A 17,226-nucleotide genomic window follows, 5' to 3' on the forward strand; every position below is an offset into this window, starting at 1 on the left:
CGCGGCCCCGCTTCAGCAGATCCCTTCCCGCAGCAGACCTGGAAGCCCTTCGTTGGGTACCCTCCTCAATCACCAGCCGGCCAGAGCCCCGGGCAGGCACTCGGTGTTCGAGGCCGGCCTTCCGCTGAGGAGCAGCGCGATGACGACGCCGAACCCCGCACATCCCCCTCTGCGCATACCGGCGCGGGACATCCCGGTTCCCACCTCGGTGAGTCCACAGGCTCAGGCGATGCTCGCCCAGGGCATCTCCGGGCCGGCACCGGACTGGCCCGCGCCGGACGACGTCCAGGGCTGGCGCGAGATGATCGCGGCCATGGACGCCGGCCTGGCCGCCCTGGTCGTCGCGGGCGCGGCCGGGGCGGTTGCCCCCGGGACGGTCGTCAAGGACCTGAAGGTAGGCGACGTGCCCGTCTACGCGGTCACCCCTGAGGGCGTCGACCCCGGCGACCACCGTGTATATCTCGACATCCACGGGGGCTCGTGGACGCTGTGCGGCGGCGAGATCTGCCGTGCCGTCGCCATCGCCACGGCCCCGGCGATCGGCGCCCCGTTGTGGGCGGTCGACTACCGGATGCCGCCCGACCACCCCTATCCCACCCCGCTCGACGACTGCCTGGCCGTCTACCGGACGCTGCTGGACGATCACCACCCGGAGGACATCGTCGTCGGCGGCACCTCGGCGGGCGGGAACCTCGCGGCCGCGCTGATGCTGCGGGTCCGGGACGAGGGGCTGCCGTTGCCGGCGGCGCTGGTGCTGTCGACCCCGGTCACCGACATGACCGAGGCTGGCGACACCTGGCAGACCAACATGGGCATCGACACCGTGCTGATCGACAGCCTTCAACCCGCGGTACGGCTCTACGCCGACGGCCGCGACCTGCGCGACCCCTACCTGTCACCGCTCTTCGGCGACTTCACCAAGGGCTTCCCGCCCACGATCCTGCTCTCGGGCACCCGCGACTGCCTGCTGTCGGACACGGTGCGCCTGCACCGTGCGCTCAGGGCCGCCGGAGTCCCCGCCGAGCTGCACGTCTTCGAGGCGGCCGGCCACGGCGGCTTCCACGGCACGGCACCCGAGGACCAGGACAGGGCCGGCGAGATCCGCAGGTTCATCGACGCGCACTGGGGCCGCGGCGGCCGATAGCCACCGGCCGGCGAGTTCCGCCCGACACCGAGGACAGGTGGTACGGAGACGCGGCGAGCGGCCACTTCACCGGAGCACTGTGCGCCGGTGAAGTAGCCGCTCGCTGTTCCGGCGGTGAGGACCGCGCAAGCGCGCCGTACGCCCCACCGCGCGTCGATCGCCTGCTCGGCGAGGACGGTGACCTGTCCGAACAGGGCTGCGCGGGACGGTCGGTGAAGCGCGCGCCGACGCACCGGTCCCGGGGTAGGCCGGCGCCGCCGCGCTCAGTCGCCGTTCTGCCAACGACCGGTGGAAGACGGTGACGATCGGGCGGCCGACCGGCCGACCTGGCAGCACGCCTCACCACGGTCGTGGACGTATCTCCGGTCGTGGACGTATCTCCGGTCGTCGCGGCACCGGGCCGAGTGCATCGCCCACGAGGTGGCCCCGCTTCCGGCCGACCTGCGTCCGCCCGGTCAGGACGTGCCGGTGCCCGCCGCCGTGGTATCGGGCCCCGCACTCTCCGCCGCCGCGACCGACACGGCCTCGAAGGCGGTGATCCCGGTCGGCGTCATGACGTCGAAAATGGCGGCCCGGACTTCCTGGGCCATGTCGATGGTGCGGTCGAACAGCCACTGCGCCTGAAGGCCGTCCATGAGGGCGGTGAGCCGGACGGCCGCCTTGTCCGGGTCCACGTCGCGGCGCAGGTGGCCGGCCTCGTACGCCTGCCGCAGTGCGTGCGCGGTACCGCGGCGTATGCGGTCGTAGCGCTCGACGAAGTAGCCGTGGGCCGGATGATCGGGGTCGGACGCCTCCGCCGACAGACGGACGAAGAGCTCGATCAGCCCGGGCACGAGCTGGTTGTGGCCGGCGAGATCGACCATTCCCCGGAGCACACCCAGGCCCTCGGGAAGGCCGGCGTAGGGCCGGAACCGGGCGCGGTCCTCGGTGTCGCGGTCCACGAGAACGGCCTCCAGGAGGGCCTCCTTGTCGGGGAAGTAGTGCAGCAGACCGGCGCGCGAGATGTCGCAGGCGGCGGCGATGTCGAGAATCGTCGCCGCCCCGAAACCTTTCTGCGCGAAGTGTTCCGCAGCGGTGTGGATGATCGCGGCGCGTCGGGCCCGCCCTTTGGCGTAGCCGTTCCGCTGCTCAGCCTTGCGTGTCCTCGCCGGGGCAGTGGGCCTCATGGGGCCGACTCTAGCAGGGGTATTGACGAATACTTACACGAGTGTAGATATTTGGTTTCGGCCACGGCGTCGTGGCCCGTCCCCCTAGGAGTCGCCATGCTCGAAACCTCTCCGGAGGCTCCGGCCGCGGTCGTCGAACCCGCTCGTCTTCCCCGTGGCTACGTCCCCCGCCTGGCGGGTGCCCAGTTCGCTATGTACATGGCGATCCTGACCCCGCTCGTCGGCGGACTGTCCGTCAGGATCCAGCACCTGGTGGGAGTCGACGCGGCGGCTACCCAGCTGGGGCTGGTGACCGGGACCGGCGCGCTGTTCGCGATGGTGTGCCAGCCGCTGGCCGGACGCCTCTCCGACCGCAGCATGTCCCGGTTCGGCATGCGCCGGCCGTTCGTCGTCGGTGGCGTCCTCGGGATGTTCCTGGCATTGACGGTCTGCGCCGTCGCCCCTGACGTAACGATTCTGCTGGTGGCCTGGTGCATCGCTCAGGGCGCGGCGAACTTCGCCTTCGCCGGTGCCACGGCCACCGTCGCCGACCAGGTCCCGGAGAACAAGCGGGGGTTCGTCTCGGGCGTCATCGGGGCGAGCACCCCGCTCGGCATCCTCATGGGATCGGCGCTGTTGTCCTTCCTGTCCACCGACTTCCTGCGGTTCTTCGTCCCCGCCCTGTTCGCCCTCGCGTTCGGGACCTGGTTCGGCCTCAGACTCAAGGACCGCGTGCGTGCGGAGCCACCGACGGAGCCGCTGGGCATCCGCAGCCTGCTCATGTCCTTCGTGTTCAACCCCCGCAAGAACCCGGACTTCGGCTGGGCCTGGCTGAGCAGGTTCTTCATTGTGCTCGGCTACGGCGCCCTGAGCGGCTATCTCACCCTGTTCCTGGCCGCCCACTTCGGCATGACCGACACGGACGAGCAGCTGCGCTTCAACGCCATCGCCAACGCCCTCAACATCGCCCCGCTCATGGTGTGCGCCGTCCTCGGCGGATTCCTGTCCGACCGGATCGGGCGGCGTAAGCCGTTCGTCCTGGTCTCGGGCCTGGTCATCTCCGGCGCGCTCATCGTGGCCGCCTTCACTCCCGCGATGGGCGGTGCCGGCCTCCCGGTCCTGCTGGTCGTCGAGGTCGTCATCGGCATCGGCGCCGGCATGCTCTTCGCCGTGGACCAGGCACTCTGCATCCAGCTGCTGCCAAGCAAGGAGGACACCGCCAAGGACCTCGGTGTGCTCAACATGGCCAACACCCTGCCCACGTCGGTCTCCCCGTTCCTGGCGGGCGTCCTGGTCATCCCGGTGGGGAACTCCCTGCTGGGCGGCGCCGGCTACTCGACGTGGTTCATCGTCTCGGCACTGTTCTGCGTGCTCGGCTCGCTCCTTATCACCCGGGTCAAGAGCGCCACGTGACGACCGTCCGGCCAGCGACCTGACCGCCGGTCCCGCGGGGCATCGCCCCTCATGCCGCCCGACCCCGCCACGACGAAAGTCCGCCGCACCGTCCGCCTGACCGGCCGGGACCGGCCGCGCGGCGGGGTCGGGCACCGAGCCACCGGCCCTCGGCGTCGACAGGACGAGCGCCCACCGCCCTGCCCGGCGGGACAGCATGGCCGAAGAACGCACCCCGACAACACCTGCCCCCCACGTCAGAGAGGCCCCCGCACCATGACCACCGAGCCCCGCCACCCCTACCAGGACGCTTCGCTCGACGTCGACCAGCGCGTCGAGGACCTGCTGTCCCGCATGGGGCCGGAGGACAAGGCCGCGCTGATGTTCCAGCCCACGTCCACCGTCGCCCCGCTGGACGAGCCCGGCCAGTTCGGCATGCCCTCGATGGGGTCCTTGCTGGCCAAGGGCATCACCCACTTCAACGTCCTGTACGGCCCCACCGCCCGCGCCATCGCCGAATGGCACAACACCGTGCAGCGGACGGCACTCCGGCACCCGCTCGGTATCCCGGTCAGCATCTCCAGCGACCCCCGGCACGCCTTCACCAACAACCCCATGACGGCGCTGGTGGCCGGTCCGTTCTCGCAGTGGCCCGAGCCGCTCGGCTTCGCCGCGATCGGCTCGCCGGAACTGGTCCGGCACTGGGCCGACACCGTACGGCGCGAGTACCTCGCCGTCGGTATCCGGGTCGCGCTGCACCCGCAGATCGACCTCGCCACCGAGCCCCGCTGGTCACGTATCAGCGCCACCTTCGGCGAGGACGCCGCCCTCACCACCAGGCTCGCGGTCGCCTACGTGCGGGGCCTACAGGGCGAGCGGGTCGGGCCCGAGTCGGTCTCCGTCATGGCCAAGCACTTCCCCGGCGGCGGCCCGCAGAAGGACGGGGAGGACCCGCACTTCGCCTACGGCCGCGAACAGGTCTACCCCGGCGACAACCTCGCCTACCACCTGGAGCCGTTCAAGGCCGTCATCGAAGCCGGGGTCTCGCAGATGATGCCGTACTACGGCATGCCCGTCGGGACGGAGTTCGAGGAGGTCGGCTTCGGCTTCAACAAGCAGATCATCACCGGGCTGCTGCGCGAACAGCTCGGCTACGACGGCGTCGTCTGCGCCGACTGGGGCATCCTCGGCCACACGTACTGGGGCGTGGAACACCTCAGCTACGAGGAGCGCATGCTCAAGGCCCTCGACGCCGGACTCGACCAGTTCGGCGGCGAGTTCAAGGTCCGGGTACTGGTCGATCTGGTCAAGGGCGGCCGCGTCGCGGAGGAGCGGCTCGACACCTCCGTGCGACGCCTGCTGCGCGAGAAGTTCCGCCTCGGCCTGTTCGACAACCCCTTCGTCGACGCCGAGCGGGCCGGCCTCGTCGTCGGCACCGCCCAGTCACGCGCCGACGGACTCGCCGCGCAGGCGGCCGCCCACGTCCTCCTCAAGAACGACGCCGGCCCCGCCCGCCTGCCCCTCACCGCACCCCTGCGCCTCTACGCCGAGGGGCTGTCCGCCGAAGCGGTCGGCACCCGCGCCACCCTCGTCGACACGCCCGCCGAGGCGGATGTCGCCGTACTGCGCGTGGATGCGCCCTTCGAGCACCGGCCCGGCCCCGTCGAGGCGTTCTTCCGCGCCGGGTCCCTCGCCTTCCCGGACGAGGAGACCGAGCGCATCCGGACCGTCTGCGAGACCGTCCCCACCGTCCTCGACGTCTACCTCGACCGCCCGGCCGTCCTCACCGGTGTCGCGGAGCACGCCGCGGCGGTCACCGGCAACTTCGGTGCCTCCGACGACGCCTTCGTCCGGATCCTGTTCGGCGAGGCCCAGCCCGAGGGCAGCCTGCCGTTCGACCTGCCGTCCTCCATGGACGCCGTGACCGCCAGCCGGTCCGACGTCCCCTTCGACACCGAGAACCCGCTGTTCCGCTTCGGCTTCGGCCTGCGCTACGAGAACTGGACTCCGGCCACCGCGCCGGTCCCGAGCGCACCATCGACCGGTGAGGGTACGGCGTCGGCGGGCGGGGACAGGGCTGCGTAACGCGCCTGCCGATCTCCAGCTCCCGACGGCGGGACCTTGGTCGGGACGCAGCCCCCGTTCAGGCATACGCCGCCCCGGTACTTCTCTTCACCGACCGCCACACGTTTGCCGAGTCGGCGGCGCGGATGACAGCTGTGCAGCCGCCATCCGCGCCGAGTGCGACGACAGAGCGTCGGCCCCGAGGCTCTGTCAGGGAGGGTGAACGGTCAGTCGGCCGCCCGGGCAAGGGTCTGCTTGAGGTCCTCGACATTGTCCAGAACGATGTGCTCGTCGGCGATCGCGGGCGTACGGGCGACGGCGACCGCCGCTTCGCCAACCTGGTCGGCGGTGAGCCAGTTCGGGTCGCCGCCCGGGCGGCTGCGGTTGATGATCGGGCCGAGGACGAGGTCGTTGATACGCCGCTGCCCCTTCAGTTCGGCGCTGAACGCCTCGCGCATCATGAGCTGTGCGGCGCCCTGCATGCTGACGATGCCTGCGGCCGGGTACGGCTTCTGGCCGGAGAAGCCCGCGATCGTGATGTAGCTGCCGTCCTCCGTGAGGCGGGGAACGAAGGCGCGGGCGAGCGCCATGTGCGAGGTCGCGACGTCGACGAAGACCTTCTGCCAGTCCTCCTCGCTGATCTGCCACAGGGCCTTGCCCATCCACCAGCCGCCGACCGAGGCGACCACGTGGTCGATGTGGCCGAGCTCCTCGACGAGCTTCGTGGCCAGCGCGTCCGTATCGTCGAAGGTGCCGTAGCCAGCCTCGATGGTCTTGAGGTTGACCGCGAGTTCGGGGCCGATCAGCTTGGCCAGCGCGTCGAGGCGGGACTGGCTGCGGCTGGGGACGACGACCGTGGCGCCCGCCTTGAGGAAGGCGCGGACGATGCCTTCGCCCACATTGCCGGTGCCGCCGGGAACGACGACCGCCTTGCCGTCGAGAGGTGTTGAGGTCGGGGTGCTCATGGTGCTGTTCCTTAGGAGGAGTTACTTGGCGGGCGGGAGCTGGTCGTCGGGTACCGACGCCGGTACGGCCTGCACGTTGACGGTGAAGTCGATCGCGTCGGAGATGACGCCCGGGAACGCGTCGACGCCGAAGTCGCTGCGCCTGACGCGCCCGGTGGCCGTCGCTCCGACACGCTGGACACCGAAGGCGTCGGTGACGGGGCCGGCGGTGTCCGCCGCCAGGTCGACGGTGCGGGTGACACCGTGCAGGGTGAGTTCGACCGTCATCAGGTAGCGCGACGGCACGTCCTTGGTCAGGGAGACCAGTCGGATCTTCGCCTCGGGGTGGGCCTCGGCGTCGAGGAAGTTCTCGCCCTTGATGTGGTGATCGCGGGGCGGGATGCCGGTCTGGAAGCTGGTGACGTCGAAGGTGGCGTCGAAGGAGAGCAGTTCGGGCGTCTCGCCCTCGGCGGCGTCACTCAGCTGGACGGGTCCGCGCAGGCCGGTGAAGTTGCCGTGGACGGTGGTGACGAGATAGCGGACGGTGAAGTCCACGGACGAGTGGGACGGGTCGATCTTCCATTCCATGGCGGTTGTCCTTGGTCCTTTCCTAGGGGTGTGTGGGGCGGATCGGTCAGTCGCCGAGCATCGCTCTGGCCTCGGCCGGGCTCAGATGGGACACCCGGGTGGTGTTGCGGGACGGTCCCTGGAGGAAGTTGACGAAGACGGTGATGAACGCCTCCGGCAGGTCCGTCTCACGGGCCGCCTCGGTCATCAGGCGGATCCAGCGGAGCCGCTGTTCTTCGGTGATGCGCAGGCCCACGTGCTGCTTGAGCAGGAAGCGCAGGTCGCCGCGCTCGCGCAGGTAGTTGTCGGGGCCGCCGAAGGTCATGACGAAGAAGTCCGCGATGTGCCCGGCGTGGTCGTCCAGGCCGGCGAACATCGTGCCCAGCAGGTCGTCCGCCTGGGCCTTGGCGAGGAAGGTCTTGGTCATCCGGTGGAAGGCCTCGCTGCCGCCGGCCAGTTCGTAGAGGTTCATGGTGTCCGGTGTCCCGTTCAGCCGAGGTCGCCGGACTGCGCGGCACCCGAGAGTGTCCGCCGTACCTGGTCGGGGGTGCGCAGGTGGACGGTCCGGCCGTGCACGCCCTTCGCGTCCGGACCGGCGAGCCAGGCCAGGAACGCGCCGACCTCCTCGCCCTGCAGGGGCGAGCCGGGGCGGGTGCCGTTCGGGCCCAGGTAGGCCCACATCACCATGTCGTTGACGCGGGGGTCGCCGCCTGTCTCGTCGGCGATCGCGAGGACCAGGCGGTTCTGCGCCGCCGTCGCCGCGGCGATGGGGCCGGTGGAGGAGTGCACGCCGTCGGTGAAGCCGACGGGGCCGTTGACGGTAGTGAACGAGCCGCCCGACTTCAGCACGGGCACCAGCGCCTCGGCGATCACGAAGTGCGGGTAGAGCGTCGACTCGATCACCTCGCGGAACGCGTCGAAGCCCCCGGACAGAACCGGCGGACCCTGGTGCCAGCTGGCGACCGTGGACACGACGGCGTCGAGGCCGCCGAAGGTCCGGGCCCTCGCCTGCTCGGCGATCTCCCGAGCGCCCTCGGGGGTGCCGATGTCGCCCGGCAGACCGGACAGCCGATCCCGCAGCGACGAGTCGAGGCGGGACCGCAAGCGGTCGAACTTCGCGTTGCTGCGGGTAGGCACGAGCACGTCGGCGCCCGCGCGGAGCAGCGCGTCGACGGCGAAGAATCCGACGTTGCCGGTGCCGCCGGCGACGAGCGCGGTGGCGCCGTCGAGGTCGGGGAGCGGGAGCGAGGTGGTCATCACTGCGCCTTCCTTGGAGGGTCAGGTAACTAATTACTACCTGATTACTCCACACAACCAGGGGAGTCCGGATTCTGTTCCCGCCCCCGCCGCCCCTCTTCCATCAGGCCAGCGCGGCGCGCACGGCCGGCACGACCTCCAGCGCGAAGACGGTCAGCTGGCGCAGGTGATCGGCGTCGGGCCAGTAGACAAAGCCGTTCATCCCGTTCTCGCGCACGAGGGAGACGAGCTGGTCGACCCACTGCCGCACATTGCCCTGGAACGGCACGGCGGACTCGACGGGACTGATCAGTCCGTTGAGGTTGTAGACCTTGCGCAACGACGCGGGGTCCCGGCCGGCCTCCTGCGCGCCCGCGTCGAGCCGCGCGACGGCGTCCTTGAGGCGGTCGAGGCCGAGAAAGCCGTACGAGGGCATCCAGCCGTCCGCCTTCCGGCCCGTCAGCGCCAGCATGCGCGGGCCATAGGCGCCGAGCCAGATACCGAGGTCCGCCGAGGGGGCAGGTCCCGGGTGGACTCCGGAGATCGAGTAGTGCTCACCCTTGAAACGCACCGAGCGCTCGCCGCTCCACATCAGCCGGGTGACCTCGACGGCCTCGTCGAGGGCCGCCACAGCCTCCTTGGGCTCCCGGCGCGGCCCGCCCATGGCCTCGATGGCGTCCCAGAAGGCGCCGGTGCCGAGACCGAGCTGGATCCGCCCGGGGGCGAGCACGTCGAGGCTGGCCGCGGACTTCGCGAGCATGGCGGGCGGCCGTAGCGGGAGGTTCGCGACCGTGGGCACGAAGGTGACCTTCTCGGTGGCGCCCGCGAGGTAGCTGATCAAGGTCCAGGCGTCGTAGAACCTGGGCTGATACGGGTGGTCCTGGACCGTGACGAGATCCAGGCCGGCCTTCTCGACCTGCCGGGTGATCCGGAGCGGCTCCCCCGGATCCTCCCAGACGGGGTCGACATTGGCTCCGAACAGCACGGGAAGAGACATGGGGGCTCCGCTCACTCGATCATCACCGCTTACCCCAAAAGAGTATCCACTTACCGCTCGCCAACCGGCACGACGGCACCGAAGACCCCTCCCCTTAGCCCCCTAGGCCCGGAAAGTGCATCCCGGAGTCTTGACGGGCTCCAGGTAAGCCAGTTTTTACTTACTGCGTCGACGGAGCATCGTGGAGGCAACAGGCATGCGGTTCGACCTCTACGCCGACGCCCGGTCCCCCGGCTCCGAGGCCGCCAGCACCAGGATCATCGGGGCCGTCGCCGAACAGTCCCTGCTCACCCTCACCGTCCCCGCGCCCCAGAACCCGACCGAGCCTGCCGAACGCGCCAACCTCCTCGCCAGTTGACGAAGGGCCGGGTCATCATCGGTGTGGGTCCGGGCAGTTCGCCCACCGATCACGGACAAGGTCACCCTGTACCGCGCGACGTCGAGCCCATCCGCTTCTACCAGTCGCTCATCGGGCGGGCCTTCCCGAAACCCAAGGGCGACTTCCACGGCCTGGCAAGGCTCGCACCGCCTCGATGATTCGGGATCTGAATGCTCAAGTCCCAGAAGAAATGGTGTTGCTTAAAGCATTGACCATTCCGGTTCGGGCTTCGACACTCAGGCGCGCCGCCCCACGATCAAAGACCGTCGTTGCGTTCACCTTCTGACGGCGGCTCAGGGGTGGTGTGCCCGATGACGTGCACCACAGGGAAGGGACGCCCTCATGCACCAGCCCCACAACCACGCCTCGACGGAGCACAGACGTACTGACGAGCCGAACCGCCGCGACGCGCTCAAGGGATTCGGCGCCACGGCCGCCGCCGTCGCGTTCCTAACCGCGCTGGGACCGGTCGTGGCGGCGGCACCCGCCTCCGCGGCCGGCACCGGCAGCCGCCGGGTCCGCGACCTGCTCGCCCAACTCACCCTCGACGAGAAGATCTCCCTGGTCCACGGGGCCACCGACCCCGTACGCCTCGGCCAGGCCGGATACCTGCCCCCGGTGCCCCGGCTGGGGATACCAGAGCTGCGCCTGAGCGACGGCCCGGCCGGGGTCAATGTGGCCGCCTCGGCCACGGGCCTGCCACCCATGTCCACCGTGAGCGCCTCCTTCAACCGTGAACTCGCCCGTGAGTACGGGGAGGTGATGGGCCGTGAGGGCCGCACCCTGCGGATGGACGTGCTGCTGGCGCCGCAGATCGAGGTGTCGAGGGCCCCGTTCTTCAGCCGCAACAAGGACCAGACCGGCGAGGACCCCTACCTCAACGGGGCCATCGGCGCCGCCCAGATCGAGGGCGTGCAGGCGCAGGGCATGCTGGCCCAGGCCAAGCACTACCTGGCCAACAACCAGATCCTGGGCCAGTTCAACCGTGCCGCCCCCAACGACCCGCTGACCAACTTCGACTTCCGGGTCGACGACCGCACCCTGCACGAGATCTACCTGCCCGCCTGGGAGGCGGTGATCCGCGCCGGTGTGTCCTCCATCATGGCGGCGTACAACCACCTCAACGGCGAGTGGTGCGCGGAGAACAGGACGACGCTGACCAACATCCTCCGCGGCGAGCTGGGTTTCGAGGGGTTCGTCACCTCCGACTGGGGCGCCACCCACAGCATTTCGATCGAGGACGGCCTCGACCTGCAGATGCCCAACGGTTCCTTCTTCGGCGACCCGCTGAAGCAGGCCATCCAAGCAGGCACCATCCCGGTGGCCGCGCTCGACCTGGCGGTCGGCCGGATCCTCGGCCAGTACGACCGTTTCGGCCTGCTGGACGGCAGCCGCAAACCCGCCCGCCCCACCATCGACATCGCCGCCGGCGCCCGCACCGCCCGCAAGGCCGCCACCCAGGGCGCGGTGCTCCTCACCAACGACGGCGGGCTGCCGCTCGGCCGGGCCGCACTGCGCTCCCTGGCCCTGATCGGCCCGACCGCGGCCCAGGTGGCGGTGACGGTGTCCGGCGAGCGGGCGTACGGTTTCGAGGACCGCATGATCTCCCCGCTGGACGCGCTGAGGCGCACCGCGGGCGTCGACATCGCCCACTCCGTGGGGGTGGACCTCACCGGCACACCCGTGCCCACCGCCGTCCTCACCCCGGCGAGCGGCACCGGCACCGGGCTGACCCGTACCCCTGCCGCGGGCGGCGCCCAAGTGCTCGACGCCACCGTGGACTTCACCGGCGACAAGGCGTTCCCGATCGGTTCGGCGTACGTGTGGACAGGCACGCTGACTCCGCCCAGCAGTGGCGAGTACGCGCTGATGATCCAGGCCTGGGGCGGGGCCGCCGCCCTCTCCCTGGACGGTACCCAGGTCGCCACGGCCGCCTCCTCCCGCGACAGCTTCGTCCGCAAGTGGACCAGCATCGTGCCGACCACCGACGGTCTGGACAACGGGCGGGGTGTGGTCCAGCTGACCGCGGGCAAGGCGTACCAGATCAGGATCACCTCCACCGGGTGGGCCGAGACCATCCAGGGCCGGGGCCCGGTCCAGGTGCGCCTGGCCTGGGTGACCCCGGAGCAGCGCGCCGCCGACATCAAGGAGGCCGCACGTCTGGCCCGGCGGGTGCACACCCCGGTCGTGTTCGCCTTCAACGGCTCCGGCGGCAACGTCGGCGGCTCCGGCGACCGCACCAGCCTCAGCCTGCCCGAACACCAGGACGAACTGATCGAGGCGGTCGTCGACGCCAACCGCAACACCGTCGTCGTGCTCAACGTCGGCGACCCGGTCACCATGCCGTGGCTCGACAAGGTGGGCACCGTCCTGCTGGCGGGGTACGTCGGCCAGGAGGGCGGCTGGTCGACCGCCGACCTGCTGCTCGGCCGGGCCAACCCCAGCGGCAAACTCACCATGACCTACCCGAAGAAGGAGGCCGACCACCCGGTCCTGGACCCGCCCACCCCGAGCGCTACTACGGCGTGAAGGGCGTCGTCACCTACAGCGAGGGGATCTTCACCGGCTACCGCCACTTCGACCGGGAGGACATCGAACCCCTCTTCTGCTTCGGACACGGTCTGTCGTACACGGAGTTCGGCTACGACCGGCTGACGGTACGCCCGGCACACGACGGTGGCCTGGACGTCGCCTTCACCGTGACCAACCGAGGCCGCCGCGCGGGAGCCGAGGTCCCGCAGGTCTACGTCGGCCCGCCCAGGAACGCGCCCGTCGAGATGGCGGTCAAGGCCCTCGCCGCGTTCGACCGCGTGAAACTGGACCCGGGCCGGTCACGCCGCATCACCCTGCACGTCGACGAACGCAGCCTGTCCTACTGGGACACCGACGCGCGACGCTGGGTCCGGCCCGCCGGCCGCCGCACCGTCCACGTCGGCTCCTCCTCCCGCGACATCCGCCTCACCGGTGGCGCGACCCCACGACAGGACTGACCCCAACCGCCACAAGGCGCAGTGAGCGAGGTCAACCGGGCGGCCTGTCTCCCATGATCGCGGGAGACAGGCACCGTCGTCCTCCCAGGAATGTCAGCCGGCCTGGGCGGGCGGCGGGCCGACGATCTCGACGTCGTACTTCGCCGCCAGCCCGCGCAGTGCGTCCATGTCCGGACGGACCGACACCGGCGGCACGGTCCGGGTCTCGGCCGGCACGCCGGCCTCCCGGTGGAAGGCCTCGATGCCGCCCGGGAGGGAGAACTCCAGCATCCGCACCTCGGTGTCACCGACCGCGTTGACCTGGTGCGGGACCTCTCGCGGCAGCCAGATGAACGACCCGGGGCCGCATTCGTACACGTCTTCCCCGCAGCGGGCCCTGACCCTCCCTTCCAGGACGTAGAAGGCCTCGTCGTGCTTGTGGTGGATGTGCAGCGGTCCGGCCATGCCGGGCTTGGCCCGTACCTCGAGGACACCGAACTTCCCGTCGGTGTCCTCAGCGGAGGCGAGCACGGTCATGAGCGACTCCATGTACCAGACGGCGGTGCCGTCGGCCTCGGTCGACACAAAGCCGGGTGCGGTCATGAGCAACTCCAAGGGCGTGTTCGGGAAGATGAGGATGGCAGGAAACATGGCGAGGGACGTCGATCCGACACGGCAACGGATCACGGGCGCCGCCCAGGTCGGACGCTACGAGCCCTTCCTGCGCGACCTGGCCGTGCGACTGGTGCCCCCGCCCCAGGGGTGAGCCGGAGCCGTGGGCGGCCCTCATGCCGTCCGGGTGCCGAACAGTTCGCCGAAGCGGCCCGTCATCAGGTCCGCTCCCTTGTGCTGGGAGGTGACTTCGGCGCCGAGGACGCCCTGGCCCGGGAGCTGGGCCGCTCCCCCGGTCGGGCCGAGCGGCAGCAGGATGGCGGCCGGACCCGGCTGGTAGGTGGCGAATTCGCCGGTGCCCTCGATGAGGGCCTTGATGTTGCCCGCGACCACGTTCGCGTGCCGCATCGCCGTGCCGGCGCGCTTGGACTCGGGGATGTCGGTGAGGTCGCCGAGGGCGAAGACCGTGTCCTGTCCCTTCACCTGGAGGGTGTCGGTGACGGCGACCTCGCCGCTCGCCAGGCGCACGTCCATCAACGCACCTGCCAGGTAGCCTGAGTTGGGAACCACTCCGAAGCAGCGGAACCAGATGTCGGCGGTGATGTCGACGTCGGAGTCGGTGGTGACGTGGAAGGTGCCGCGCACGCCGGGCGCAGTGGACGGGTTGCCCTTCAGCGGGGAGCCGAGGACGAGTTGGACGTCCAACTCACCGAGCTGACGCCGGATCTCCTCGCGCAGTTCGGGCGCGTACTCGCTGAGGATGTCGGCCACCGGATCGACGATGACGACCTTCTTCTCCGGCCATACGGCCTTGATCTCACCGGCGAACTCCAGCCCGACCGGTCCGGCGCCGAGGAGCAGCACGTGCTCGGCCGCCCGGAGATCGGCGTGCGCCTGCCGGTACTTGTGCTGGGCGGCTTCGGTGCCGTCCAGGTCGGTCTTGGCCGGGAAGGGGTAGCCAGAGCCCGTGGCCAGCACGATGTAGTCGGCGTCGATCTCCTCGCCCGAGGCCAGGGTCACGCGGCCCGGTTCGACGCGCACCGCACGGTCGCGCACCACACGGCCGTTGGTGAGCAGGTTGTCGTAGGGGAAGAAGACCTGCGGCAGGAACTCCGGGTCCACGACGGCACGCAGGGCGCCGACGGCGTGGAAGAACGCCTCCTTGGGATCGACGAGGACGACCTCGGCGACGCCGTCCAGCGCCTTGGCCGTGGCGCTTCCGCCGTAACCGCCGCCGATGACCACTACGGTCGGGGACATCCGTACTCCTTCAAGTGGGGTGTATGTCTTGCTGGTTGTCACGGTGCCGTCAGCAGTCCGTGCATCTCGCCGGACTGGTAGCGCTCGACGGCTTCGGTGACGCGGGTGCGGCTGGAGAGGCAGAACCCGCCGTACATGTACGCGGGGGTGCGCAGCGGCCGGCCCGCCCCGAACAGGAACTGCGCTTCTTGCTCGCCGGCCGCCAACTCCACGGCCCCGATGCCGGGTTCGAACACGGCGAGGCCTGACGGACCCAGCTCGCCGCGGCTCTCGGGGGTGGCGATACGACCCTCCCCCTCGACCGTCATCACAAAGCCGCGGAACTCGGGGTCCACGGGGACCTCGACACGGGCGCCGGGCCCCAGCATCAGGTCGTAGACATGTGAGCCGGCCGCCTCCCGCACCGGCGAGCGCATCCCGAACGCCTCGCCCGCCACCACGCGGACCCGTACGCCCTCGGTGAGTTCGTCCGACGGCAGCTCCTGCGCGCCGAAGTGCATGCCGTACGGGTCGTTCTGCTCGTCGGTCTCGGGCAGCCGTACGAAGATCTGCGCGCCGTGCCCGAGCCGCCCGAGCTCCTCGACGACCTCGTCGTGCACGATGCCCGAACCCGCGACGGTCCAGTGCACTCCGCCCGGTTCGATCAGGCTCCTGTCGCCGAGGCTGTCCCGGTTGTGGAAGCGGGTGGTGGAGTCGTCGAACAGGTAGGTGACTGCGGAGAAACCGGCGTGCGGATGCGGTGAGAAGACCGGTCCGGTCATCCGGAAGAGATCCGTGTTCAGGAACGGATCAAGGTCGACCGAGAAGCGGGCACCGCGAGCCGAGAAGAGGGTTCCCCGCTCGTGGGTGTCGAGCTCCGTGACGGTGGACAGGACTCGGGGTCCGTTCACGCCGTGTGCTCCTGCTTCTTCGCGTTGATGGCGAACAGGGTGATCAACAGGCCGCCCACGAACAGGAATCCGGCGACGGTGAACGCCGTGGTGTAGCCGTGGGTCAGGGCCTCGCCGGCCTTGGCGACCGTGGCGAAGTCCTTCATGGCGACGGCCCGGTAGAAGTTGCCCGCCGCTTCCGGAAGCTTGTCGTTCGCCGCCGACGTCGAGATCGTGGTGAGCACCGCCAGGCCCAGGGCGCCGCCGACCTGCTGTGCGGTGTTGAGCAGCGCGGAGGCGATGCCGGAGTCCTGGTCGCGCACTCCGCTGACCGCGCCGAGCGTCATCGGGACGAAGCTCATGCCGAGGCCGAGCGCGGTGACGAACATGGCGGGCATCAGGTGCGTGACGTAGGAGGCGCCCGGTTCCAGGGTGCTGAACCAGAACATGCCCGACGCGCCGATGACCAGCCCGGGGCCGGCGATCTGCCGGGGTGCGAGGCGGGCGACCAGCTTGGAGCTGATCCCGGCGGCCATCCCCATGCCGAAGCTGAAGGGAAGGTAGGCGAACCCGGTCTTGACCGGGCTGTAGCCGAGGATCTGCTGCATGTAGAGCGTCAGGAAGTAGAACGTGGCGAACATGCCCGCACCCAGGAACAGCATGGTCGCGTACGAGCCCGCGCGGTTGCGGTCCCTGAACAGGCGCAGCGGCAGCATCGGGTGCGTGGTGCGCATCTGGAGGACGAGGAAGAGTGCCAGCAGGACGACGGCCACGCCGAAGGAGGCCAGGGTCAGGGCGTCGGTCCAGCCGTCCTGGCCGCCGCGCGTGATGCCGTAGACGAGCGCGATGAGGCCGCCGGTGCCGGTGATCGCTCCGGGCACGTCGAGGCGTCCGGTGTTGCGTTCGCCCTCGGAAAGCACCTTCGTGCCGGCGAGTACGGCGATGCCGATGGGGATGTTGACGAAGAACACCCAGCGCCAGTCGAGGTAGTCGGTCAGGACGCCGCCGAGGAGGAGTCCGACCGTGGAGCCGAGCCCTGCCATGGCCGCGTACACGCCCATCGCCCTGTTGCGGGGCTTGCCCTCGGGGAAGTTGGTCGCGATCAGGGAGAGCGCGGTGGGCGCGGCGATCGAGGCGCCGATGCCCTGGAGGATGCGGGCGCCGATGAGGAGTTCCTCGTTCGGGGCGAGGCCGCCGAGGACCGAGGCGAGTGTGAAGACCGTGATGCCGGTGCGGAACATGCGGCGGCGCCCGAAGAGGTCGCCGGCCCGGCCGCCCAGCAGGAGCAGCCCGCCGAAGGCGAGGGCGTAGGCGTTCACGATCCAGGCCAGGTTCGACGCCGAGACCTCGAGGTCGGTCTGGATGCTCGGCAGCGCGATGTTCGTGATCGTGCCGTCCAGCACGACCATCAGCTGTGCGGCGGCGATGACGACGAGGGCGAGACCGAGGTGGCGCCCGCGGGGGGCCTCTCCCGGTTCTCCCGGTGGGGCGGACTCCGGGTTGGCGGGCGTGGTCGTGCTGTCGGAGGGCATGGCAGGACTCCTGGTTCGGCGGTAGGCCGGAAGCGGCACCTCAAAAAAATATACAAGCGTTGAGATTTATTCCGCACGGCCCCCGCCGGAACACCGAACACCAAGGTCAGGAGCCC

17 protein-coding genes and 1 pseudogene are annotated in these 17,226 nt (G+C 70.1%); 7 read left to right on the forward strand and 11 right to left on the reverse strand.

Features of this window, described 5'->3' with window-relative positions:
* Positions 1-139 precede the first annotated feature (139 nt).
* Complete coding sequence (locus tag ACWD4G_RS30470) at positions 140-1,144, forward strand: alpha/beta hydrolase (protein WP_451299032.1); 1,005 nt, start codon at positions 140-142, stop codon at positions 1,142-1,144.
* Between the two features lie 455 nt (positions 1,145-1,599).
* On the opposite strand, the gene ACWD4G_RS30475 is transcribed toward ACWD4G_RS30470, so the two are convergent.
* Positions 1,600-2,310 (reverse strand): TetR/AcrR family transcriptional regulator, encoded by a 711-nt coding sequence (locus ACWD4G_RS30475; RefSeq protein ID WP_451299034.1) that lies wholly within the window; start codon positions 2,308-2,310, stop codon positions 1,600-1,602.
* A 96-nt stretch (positions 2,311-2,406) separates the two neighbouring features.
* Here ACWD4G_RS30475 and ACWD4G_RS30480 point away from each other — a divergent pair, with 96 nt between their 5' ends.
* Positions 2,407-3,702: an MFS transporter gene (locus ACWD4G_RS30480; protein WP_451299036.1), complete on the forward strand. Its 1,296-nt coding sequence runs from the start codon at positions 2,407-2,409 to the stop codon at positions 3,700-3,702.
* 255 nt (positions 3,703-3,957) lie between these two features.
* Positions 3,958-5,766, forward strand: coding sequence for a glycoside hydrolase family 3 protein (locus tag ACWD4G_RS30485; protein WP_451299038.1), 1,809 nt, complete (start codon positions 3,958-3,960; stop codon positions 5,764-5,766).
* A 35-nt stretch (positions 5,767-5,801) separates the two neighbouring features.
* On the opposite strand, the pseudogene ACWD4G_RS30490 reads toward ACWD4G_RS30485, so the two are convergent.
* The 6 genes and pseudogenes from ACWD4G_RS30490 to ACWD4G_RS30515 all read right to left on the reverse strand — a co-directional run.
* Positions 5,802-5,959, reverse strand: a pseudogene (locus tag ACWD4G_RS30490) (dihydrolipoyl dehydrogenase); the annotation flags it as partial.
* 13 nt (positions 5,960-5,972) lie between these two features.
* Positions 5,973-6,710 (reverse strand): SDR family NAD(P)-dependent oxidoreductase, encoded by a 738-nt coding sequence (locus ACWD4G_RS30495; protein WP_451299040.1) that lies wholly within the window; start codon positions 6,708-6,710, stop codon positions 5,973-5,975.
* A gap of 21 nt (positions 6,711-6,731) precedes the next feature.
* Positions 6,732-7,277, reverse strand: coding sequence for a YceI family protein (locus tag ACWD4G_RS30500; protein ID WP_451299042.1), 546 nt, complete (start codon positions 7,275-7,277; stop codon positions 6,732-6,734).
* A gap of 46 nt (positions 7,278-7,323) precedes the next feature.
* Complete coding sequence (locus ACWD4G_RS30505) at positions 7,324-7,728, reverse strand: globin domain-containing protein (RefSeq protein WP_451299044.1); 405 nt, start codon at positions 7,726-7,728, stop codon at positions 7,324-7,326.
* Between the two features lie 17 nt (positions 7,729-7,745).
* Positions 7,746-8,513 (reverse strand): SDR family oxidoreductase, encoded by a 768-nt coding sequence (locus tag ACWD4G_RS30510; RefSeq protein ID WP_451299046.1) that lies wholly within the window; start codon positions 8,511-8,513, stop codon positions 7,746-7,748.
* Between the two features lie 103 nt (positions 8,514-8,616).
* Positions 8,617-9,489, reverse strand: a complete 873-nt coding sequence (locus tag ACWD4G_RS30515; protein ID WP_451299048.1) for an LLM class flavin-dependent oxidoreductase — start codon at positions 9,487-9,489, stop codon at positions 8,617-8,619.
* Positions 9,490-9,670: 181 nt separating this feature from the next.
* On the opposite strand from ACWD4G_RS30515, the gene ACWD4G_RS30520 reads away from it, so the two are divergent.
* The 3 genes from ACWD4G_RS30520 to ACWD4G_RS30530 all read left to right on the forward strand — a co-directional run bounded on the left by ACWD4G_RS30520 (position 9,671) and on the right by ACWD4G_RS30530 (position 12,858).
* Entirely contained in the window at positions 9,671-9,847 is a 177-nt protein-coding gene (locus ACWD4G_RS30520) for a hypothetical protein (protein WP_451299050.1), read from the forward strand.
* 363 nt (positions 9,848-10,210) lie between these two features.
* Positions 10,211-12,397 carry a glycoside hydrolase family 3 C-terminal domain-containing protein gene (locus tag ACWD4G_RS30525; protein ID WP_451299052.1) on the forward strand — a complete coding sequence of 729 codons (2,187 nt, stop codon included), beginning with the start codon at positions 10,211-10,213 and terminating at the stop codon, positions 12,395-12,397.
* Positions 12,394-12,858, forward strand: coding sequence for a fibronectin type III-like domain-contianing protein (locus ACWD4G_RS30530; RefSeq protein ID WP_451299054.1), 465 nt, complete (start codon positions 12,394-12,396; stop codon positions 12,856-12,858). The genes ACWD4G_RS30525 and ACWD4G_RS30530 overlap by 4 nt, the downstream gene beginning before the upstream one ends.
* Before the next feature lie 93 nt (positions 12,859-12,951).
* Here ACWD4G_RS30530 and ACWD4G_RS30535 read toward each other — a convergent pair whose 3' ends face one another.
* Positions 12,952-13,440, reverse strand: a complete 489-nt coding sequence (locus tag ACWD4G_RS30535; protein WP_451299056.1) for a cupin domain-containing protein — start codon at positions 13,438-13,440, stop codon at positions 12,952-12,954.
* Here ACWD4G_RS30535 and ACWD4G_RS30540 point away from each other — a divergent pair.
* Positions 13,439-13,603 (forward strand): hypothetical protein, encoded by a 165-nt coding sequence (locus ACWD4G_RS30540; RefSeq protein WP_451299058.1) that lies wholly within the window; start codon positions 13,439-13,441, stop codon positions 13,601-13,603. The genes ACWD4G_RS30535 and ACWD4G_RS30540 overlap by 2 nt on opposite strands.
* Before the next feature lie 20 nt (positions 13,604-13,623).
* Here the strand turns inward: ACWD4G_RS30540 and ACWD4G_RS30545 are convergent, their stop codons facing one another.
* The 3 genes from ACWD4G_RS30545 to ACWD4G_RS30555 are packed head-to-tail and all read right to left on the reverse strand — an operon-like array spanning position 13,624 to position 17,110.
* A complete protein-coding gene (locus ACWD4G_RS30545) occupies positions 13,624-14,709 on the reverse strand; it encodes an FAD-dependent oxidoreductase (protein ID WP_451299060.1) in 1,086 nt (361 codons plus the stop codon).
* 38 nt (positions 14,710-14,747) lie between these two features.
* On the reverse strand, positions 14,748-15,599 hold the full coding sequence (locus ACWD4G_RS30550; RefSeq protein WP_451299062.1) for a pirin family protein: 852 nt from the start codon (positions 15,597-15,599) through the stop codon (positions 14,748-14,750).
* Positions 15,596-17,110, reverse strand: a complete 1,515-nt coding sequence (locus tag ACWD4G_RS30555; RefSeq protein WP_451299064.1) for an MFS transporter — start codon at positions 17,108-17,110, stop codon at positions 15,596-15,598. Before ACWD4G_RS30555 ends, ACWD4G_RS30550 begins: the two co-directional genes overlap by 4 nt.
* Positions 17,111-17,226: the final 116 nt, after the last annotated feature.

It is taken from the genome of Streptomyces sp. NPDC002643 (assembly GCF_053592555.1).

What these genes read in the sequence shown, in the direction of transcription:
- ACWD4G_RS30485 (WP_451299038.1), top strand. Translation starts at nt 3,958, where the DNA reads ATGACCACCGAGCCCCGCCACCCCTACCAGGACGCTTCGCTCGACGTC.
- ACWD4G_RS30545 (WP_451299060.1), bottom strand. Translation starts at nt 14,709, where the DNA reads ATGTCCCCGACCGTAGTGGTCATCGGCGGCGGTTACGGCGGAAGCGCC.
- ACWD4G_RS30505 (WP_451299044.1), bottom strand. Translation starts at nt 7,728, where the DNA reads ATGAACCTCTACGAACTGGCCGGCGGCAGCGAGGCCTTCCACCGGATG.
- ACWD4G_RS30555 (WP_451299064.1), bottom strand. Translation starts at nt 17,110, where the DNA reads ATGCCCTCCGACAGCACGACCACGCCCGCCAACCCGGAGTCCGCCCCA.
- ACWD4G_RS30510 (WP_451299046.1), bottom strand. Translation starts at nt 8,513, where the DNA reads ATGACCACCTCGCTCCCGCTCCCCGACCTCGACGGCGCCACCGCGCTC.
- ACWD4G_RS30540 (WP_451299058.1), top strand. Translation starts at nt 13,439, where the DNA reads ATGAGCAACTCCAAGGGCGTGTTCGGGAAGATGAGGATGGCAGGAAAC.
- ACWD4G_RS30525 (WP_451299052.1), top strand. Translation starts at nt 10,211, where the DNA reads ATGCACCAGCCCCACAACCACGCCTCGACGGAGCACAGACGTACTGAC.
- ACWD4G_RS30480 (WP_451299036.1), top strand. Translation starts at nt 2,407, where the DNA reads ATGCTCGAAACCTCTCCGGAGGCTCCGGCCGCGGTCGTCGAACCCGCT.
- ACWD4G_RS30470 (WP_451299032.1), top strand. Translation starts at nt 140, where the DNA reads ATGACGACGCCGAACCCCGCACATCCCCCTCTGCGCATACCGGCGCGG.
- ACWD4G_RS30515 (WP_451299048.1), bottom strand. Translation starts at nt 9,489, where the DNA reads ATGTCTCTTCCCGTGCTGTTCGGAGCCAATGTCGACCCCGTCTGGGAG.
- ACWD4G_RS30500 (WP_451299042.1), bottom strand. Translation starts at nt 7,277, where the DNA reads ATGGAATGGAAGATCGACCCGTCCCACTCGTCCGTGGACTTCACCGTC.
- ACWD4G_RS30475 (WP_451299034.1), bottom strand. Translation starts at nt 2,310, where the DNA reads ATGAGGCCCACTGCCCCGGCGAGGACACGCAAGGCTGAGCAGCGGAAC.
- ACWD4G_RS30535 (WP_451299056.1), bottom strand. Translation starts at nt 13,440, where the DNA reads ATGACCGCACCCGGCTTTGTGTCGACCGAGGCCGACGGCACCGCCGTC.
- ACWD4G_RS30495 (WP_451299040.1), bottom strand. Translation starts at nt 6,710, where the DNA reads ATGAGCACCCCGACCTCAACACCTCTCGACGGCAAGGCGGTCGTCGTT.